6 protein-coding genes, 1 tRNA gene and 1 pseudogene are annotated in these 6,041 nt (G+C 61.2%); all 8 read left to right on the top strand.

Translation table 11 applies throughout. The features are described from left to right. A pseudogene (locus ACTHN9_RS05020) lies at positions 1-658 on the top strand (cytochrome bc complex cytochrome b subunit); the annotation flags it as partial. 22 nt (positions 659-680) lie between these two features. After that, complete coding sequence (locus tag ACTHN9_RS05025) at positions 681-1,460, top strand: cytochrome c1 (RefSeq protein WP_440535654.1); 780 nt, start codon at positions 681-683, stop codon at positions 1,458-1,460. Positions 1,461-1,544: 84 nt separating this feature from the next. After that, a complete protein-coding gene (locus ACTHN9_RS05030) occupies positions 1,545-2,156 on the top strand; it encodes a glutathione S-transferase N-terminal domain-containing protein (protein WP_008344155.1) in 612 nt (203 codons plus the stop codon). Positions 2,157-2,241: 85 nt separating this feature from the next. After that, on the top strand, positions 2,242-2,760 hold the full coding sequence (locus ACTHN9_RS05035; RefSeq protein WP_440535650.1) for a ClpXP protease specificity-enhancing factor: 519 nt from the start codon (positions 2,242-2,244) through the stop codon (positions 2,758-2,760). Positions 2,761-2,779: 19 nt separating this feature from the next. Further along, positions 2,780-2,855 (top strand) — tRNA-Thr (locus ACTHN9_RS05040). A gap of 436 nt (positions 2,856-3,291) precedes the next feature. Continuing rightward, positions 3,292-3,816: a PAAR domain-containing protein gene (locus ACTHN9_RS05045; protein WP_440535651.1), complete on the top strand. Its 525-nt coding sequence runs from the start codon at positions 3,292-3,294 to the stop codon at positions 3,814-3,816. Continuing rightward, positions 3,813-4,574 carry a VRR-NUC domain-containing protein gene (locus tag ACTHN9_RS05050; protein ID WP_440535652.1) on the top strand — a complete coding sequence of 254 codons (762 nt, stop codon included), beginning with the start codon at positions 3,813-3,815 and terminating at the stop codon, positions 4,572-4,574. The genes ACTHN9_RS05045 and ACTHN9_RS05050 overlap by 4 nt, the downstream gene beginning before the upstream one ends. A 12-nt stretch (positions 4,575-4,586) precedes the next feature. Continuing rightward, a complete protein-coding gene (locus ACTHN9_RS05055; protein ID WP_440535653.1) occupies positions 4,587-5,804 on the top strand; it encodes a DUF3396 domain-containing protein in 1,218 nt (405 codons plus the stop codon). The last annotated feature ends 237 nt before the right edge of the window (positions 5,805-6,041 follow it).

A 6,041-nucleotide genomic window follows, 5' to 3' on the forward strand; every position in this document is an offset into this window, starting at 1 on the left:
CATTCCGTTCCATCCGTACTACTCGGTCCATGATTTCATGGGCGTGTGCGTGTTACTGATGGTATTCGCCGCAATCATCTTCTTCGCACCGGAGATGGGCGGGTACTTCCTCGAGCAGAACAACTTCGTTCCGGCCAATCCGCTGCAAACGCCGCCGGAGATCGCGCCTGTGTGGTACTTCACGGCCTTTTACGCGATGCTGCGTGCCACGACCGACCCGTTCAAGATCGTGCTGATGGTCGTGATCGGGCTGCTTGGGCTCCTTGCGCTCGTGCGGGCGCGAGGCAAGTGGAAGATCGGTCTGCCGGTCCTGGCCGTGCTCGTGATCGTCGCGATGTACCTGACCCAATCGAAGTTCTGGGGTGTCGTCGTGATGGGCTCCGCGGTGGTGTCGCTTTGCTTTTTGCCGTGGCTCGACCGCAGCCCCGTGAAGTCGATCCGCTACCGGCCGTTGTTCCACAAGGTTTTCTACGGAATCTTCGTGCTTGCGTTCCTGACCCTCGCTTATCTGGGCACCAAGCCGCCGTCGCCGGCCGCGACGTTGATCGCTCAGATCTGCGCGCTGATCTACTTCGCGTTCTTCCTGGGCATGCCGTTCTGGACCCGGCTGGGGACGTTCAAGCAGCCACCCGAGCGGGTTCGGTACAAGCCCCATTAACCGCGAGCGAGGACAACACGTGATGAAGACATGGCTGAGTACTTGGCTGAATAAGCTCGCTCGCATCGGCGGCGCGAGCGTGGTGCTGACGATGGCGGTGGCGATGGGGCCGGTTCATGCGGAGGAGGGTTTTCCGCTGGATCGTGCGCCGAATAACACGCATGACATCGCATCGTTGCAGCATGGCGCCCAATTGTTTGTAAACTACTGCTTGAATTGCCACAGCGCGAACCTCATGCGTTACAGCGCGCTCGAGCAGATCGGCATTTCCCAGAAGGAGATCGAGCAGAACCTGCTGTTCACGACCGACAAAGTGGGCAACCCGATGACGGTGGCGATGCGCCCGGCCGACGCGAAGGCGTGGTTCGGCGTGACGCCGCCCGATTTGTCGGTGGAGGCGAGGGCGCGCGGCAGCGACTGGCTGTACACGTATTTGCGCAGCTTCTACCGCGACGATACGCGGCCGACGGGGTGGAACAATATGGTGTTCCCCAACGTCGGCATGCCGAACGTGTTGTGGCAATTGCAGGGTGTACAGACGGCCAAATTCACGGACATGACGGATCCCGAAACGGGGGAGAAGACGCATCAGTTCGAGCGCTTCGAAAGCGTAAAACCGGGGACGATGTCGCGGGTAGATTATGATTCTGCCGTGGCGGACTTGGTTGCGTACCTGACTTGGATGTCCGAGCCGACCCAGCAGACGCGCCGGCAGCTTGGCGTGTTCGTGCTGATCTTCCTGGGCGTCCTGACGTTTTTCGCCTGGCGGCTCAATGCGGCGTATTGGAAAGACGTCAAATAAACACGCCGTAACACGGTGTGGGGCCGGCGCAAGGGAGGTTTCTCCGGCGCGCTGGCCCTTCAGCTTTTTGAGGAAACTTTAGACATGATGGTTTTGTATTCCGGCACAACTTGCCCGTTTTCCCAGCGTTGCCGGCTGGTGTTGTTCGAAAAGGGCATGGACTTCGAGATCCGCGACGTCGACCTGTTCAACAAGCCGGAAGACATCGCTGTGATGAATCCGTACGGTCAGGTGCCGATTCTGGTCGAGCGCGACTTGATCCTGTACGAATCGAACATCATCAACGAGTACATCGACGAGCGCTTTCCGCATCCGCAACTGATGCCGGCCGATCCGGTGCAGCGCGCCCGTGCGCGTCTGTTCCTGCTCAACTTCGAGAAGGAACTGTTCGTTCACGTCGGCACGCTCGAGAACGAGAAGGGCAAGGCCGCGGAAAAGAATCACGAGAAGGCACGTTCGGCGATTCGCGATCGGCTGACGCAATTGGCGCCGATTTTCTTGAAGAACAAGTACATGCTCGGCGAAGAGTTTTCGATGCTCGACGTGGCGATCGCACCGCTGCTGTGGCGTCTGGATCACTACGGCATCGAGTTGTCGAAGAATGCTGCGCCGTTGATGAAGTACGCCGAGCGTATTTTCAGCCGGCCGGCGTATATCGAGGCGCTGACGCCCTCGGAAAAGGTGATGCGCCGGTAAGTCGAGTTCGGCTGCGTCCGCTCGTGTTCTTGCGGCTTGTTGCAAGAGCGCGGGCGGCGCGCCGAGCCTCGTATGAGGACAGTTGATGCAAGAAATTTCGACTAAGCCTTATCTGCTGCGTGCGCTATACGAGTGGTGCACGGACAACGGCTACACGCCGCATATCGCAGTACGCGTGGATAACCAAACGCGCGTGCCGCGCCAGTTCGTGCACAACGACGAGATCGTGCTCAACATCAGCTTCGAGGCGACGAGCCAGTTGCAGATGGGCAACGAGTGGATCGAGTTCAGCGCGCGGTTCTCGGGCAAGGTGCACAAGATCGAAGTGCAGGTGTCGAACGTGCTGGCGATCTATGCACGCGAGAACGGGCAGGGCATGGCGTTTCCCGTCGAGCCCGCGACGGCGGCTGCGCAAAGCGGGCCGGTGGCGAGCAGCGAGGTGGAGCAAGCTGCCGAATCCGAATCCGAATCCGAAGCCGGCGATTCCCCGCGCGAGAACCCGTCGCGTCCGCTGGAGGGAAGCGGCGAGCCCAATCGTCCGCGGACGGATGACGACGGCGGCAAAGGCGGCGGCGGGAAAGGCCACCTCAAAGTCGTGAAATGAAGTAGAATCGCGCACTCACGCCGGCTTAGCTCATCTGGTAGAGCAGTTGATTTGTAATCATCAGGTGGCGGGTTCGAGTCCTGCAGCCGGCACCATATCTGACAAGGGGTTACGCGATGTTTGCGTAACCCCTTGCCGTTTCCAAAACACCTCCCGCGTTTCCAAAAATCATCAGCGAGAGGGTTTCACGGGTCGCGTGCCGCGTATGTAATGCGCGCCGAGGCTAGCCGCCAAGCGGGCCGCCGCGATGGGAGCGGAGACGGCGGATGTCGTGAGCCGTGCTTTAGAGAGCCCGCAAGTGCGCAGCGATATTCGAGCAAGAAAGCGCGACTAGTCCCTAACGCAGTGTCAAATGAGCAACGGAACCGCATCGGCCGCGAGGCCTCGCTTTCATTGGCGGCTTCGCCTGCCGTCCGCGGAAATCCGCAAGTGCCTGATTGACCAGGCCAACTGTCAACGTTGACAGGGCGCCTCCGGCAAACCCTCCGTGCTACATTCCCGCGACCAAAAAAATGAGAGAGGGCGCAGAGCATGGGATTTGCATTTATTCGCGAGGGTGATACGACTTCTCACGGGGGCACCGTTCTAGCGTGCTCACCCGAAAACAAGGACGACGGTCGTCCGATCGCCCTTTTGGGCGACAAGGTCTCATGCCCTAAGTGTGGCGGGATCTATCCGATTGTCGGTGTGAAGAACCTTGGGGTGACGTTCGGTGGTCGCCCCGTTGCATCTGAGGGCGATACAACCGCCTGCGGTGCGACGCTGATCGCGTCGCAAAACCACACCACTGCGGCACCGACTTCCGGCCCTGGGGGTGCTGTCGGCGGCGGACGAAGCGTTGTCTCGCAGACCAACGCCCAAACGCCCTACCGCGGCAGATTCCAGGTGCTCGACGACGCCACCCGCCAACCTATCGCCGGCCACCCGTACACCGTGCGGGCTGCAAACGGGCGGATCGTGCAAGGCAAGACCGACGCCAATGGGTTCACCGATTGGCTCGACAATCATGACGCATCGTCGTTGTCCTTCGAACACCCCGGGAGCGAAGGCGCATGAGCGACTACGGTCCGGGCTCCGCGACCGGCGGGGTTTCGCCCGAGGGTCAAACGACGCAGGTTGGGGTCAACGGGACTCTTTCGCCGAAGGACCGCGCGGTGCTGTGTTCGGTGCTCTGTAAATGCAAGTCGATCGGCGTGACCACCCGGAGCGGACAAGTCCGGCGCCAGAAGTGCGTCCAGCAACGCTTGGATTTTGCGAACGGCGTGTCCAACATCGAAACCGGGGCGCCGACTGTCTATCGCCCTGAGCAGACGTACAACATGAAGGCCAAGCCGCCGGAACCAGTGACGGACCCAGACGATCCGTTGAGCCCCCATACAGACATTCGCCAATGGATCAAGGATTTCTGGCCCGGTGGTCTCAAGAAGTACAGGCCGGGAAAGGGAAACTTGCGCCGGCCGGATGTCGTTATCGTGAAGGACCCAACGCAACCGCCTGTACAAGCAAATATTAAGCAAGTTGTAGAGTTCAAGTTCCCACCGGACCCCTACAGTCGGAACCAGGAGCGGGACTACATTCGTATTGCCGGTGATCGCTCGAAGTTCGTGCCGCTTGGACCTGCCGAATGCGGGTGCGGTGACCGCAAGAAGGACGGCGAGCCTTCTGCGGAGCGCGAGTCCAAAACGTCGTCCTCGTCGGATATAGACGAACTGCTCGGTGGCAGTGGAAGCGGAGGAAGCGCCTTCCCGAGCATCCCGAGCGGCGGCGGACTTCCGCCTTTGGCGCCTGGCCGGCTTCCGCCTCTGATTCCGTGATGGAATAGCGAAATGACTGAAGACGAAATCAAAGCGTGGGTCGCAGACCCGAGCCGCGTGGATACCCTGCCGTTTGGGCTGTATGAGCCGGCCTACCGAAAGGGGATCACGGGTGCCGCGCTCGTGGTGCGTGGGGTTGTGTATTTCCGCGATGGCCATACGCCCGCGGTGCGCGACATGATCGTGAAGTGCTACGAGCAGTACCGCGCGACCATCGACGAGTATTGCCGCGCGCTGCAAGTTGCCGGTGGGGAAAAGCCGTCGAAGGACGGCCCGCTGCGGTGGTTCTACAGCGAGGGCGAGCAGCCCATGACACTCGATAAAGCACCCGGCCTCGCCACCTTGGCGAAGACGGTGCCTGCCGATGAAGCCCTTGTGGTGCAGGTCACGAGCGCCGAGCACAAACAGGCTACAGGGTTCTTCGAATTCGCTGTCTTCACGATCACGGACTGGCAAGCTGAACTCGGGACCGGGATGGACGTGATCGATTTCACGGTGCCCCGAGCCTTCCTCGACGACAGACCTGGCGTGTTTCAGGCGCTCTTCGCCGCGTTCTGCGAAGCACTGCCGACCGTCCACGGTCACGCCGGTTTCGCGGTCAATCTGCCTCCCATGGGACGCGCGCCCAACGAAGCGACCGAGTATTCGTATGCGCGCCGCTATGGCCCGGGAATCGACGTGGGCGATCCGATGGGCGTGAGCACCGTCGACCTAGTCGGAAAGATCAAGACCGTCGACTGGCTCGTCGCGCTTGACGCCGACTTGGTGCGTGCCGCCGGCGGGGCCGCTTCGCTTACGCTGCCTCCAGACTGGTACGTACGCCAGCCTTTGGCGAGCGGTGGCTTGATCGTTCAAGCCGGCGTCGCTCCGCAATCCGGCGTTTCGGCCGGACCCGGGAAGGCCCCGCTGCCGCCGCCCGCGTACGTGCTGCTTAACGCTGCGCTGCGCCCGATCATCGCGGCAGAGATGGACATTTTGCAGAGCGGCACGCTCGACAGTACCGCGCCACTGCTCAATACGACGGTCGCGACAGAGACCTGGCTGCGCCGCTTCGACCTGGCAGATGATCAGATAACGGCGCAATGGCGCGATCTGCATGCGAGCCCGAAGGTCGGAGACGCCAAACCTGCCGTCGCCGCGAACCTACACCGCCTGCGCAAATCGATGGGGCTGCCCGATGTCCCGGCACCGTCGAATGGGTTTGGATACGAAGGCGGGCCGGGCGCTTGACGCGTAGCGGCCAAGAACAAATGCGGTCCAGTCGCTTGACCGTACGGCATTTGTCGCCGCTCTCCATAAAAGAAGGCCACCGCGATCGTAGCTACCGGAATGCAACTACTCGATCGGCGGTTCCGGCTGATCGATGGCGTGCGGGTCTTTGGTGATGTGGACGTACGGCTTCAGGACCGGTTGATGTGCCGCCAGCATCGAGACAATGGTCCCTGCAAACTTCCGGGCAAAGTCATC

This window comes from Trinickia sp., from assembly GCF_051953405.1.
Taxonomy (GTDB): Bacteria; Pseudomonadota; Gammaproteobacteria; order Burkholderiales; family Burkholderiaceae; genus Trinickia.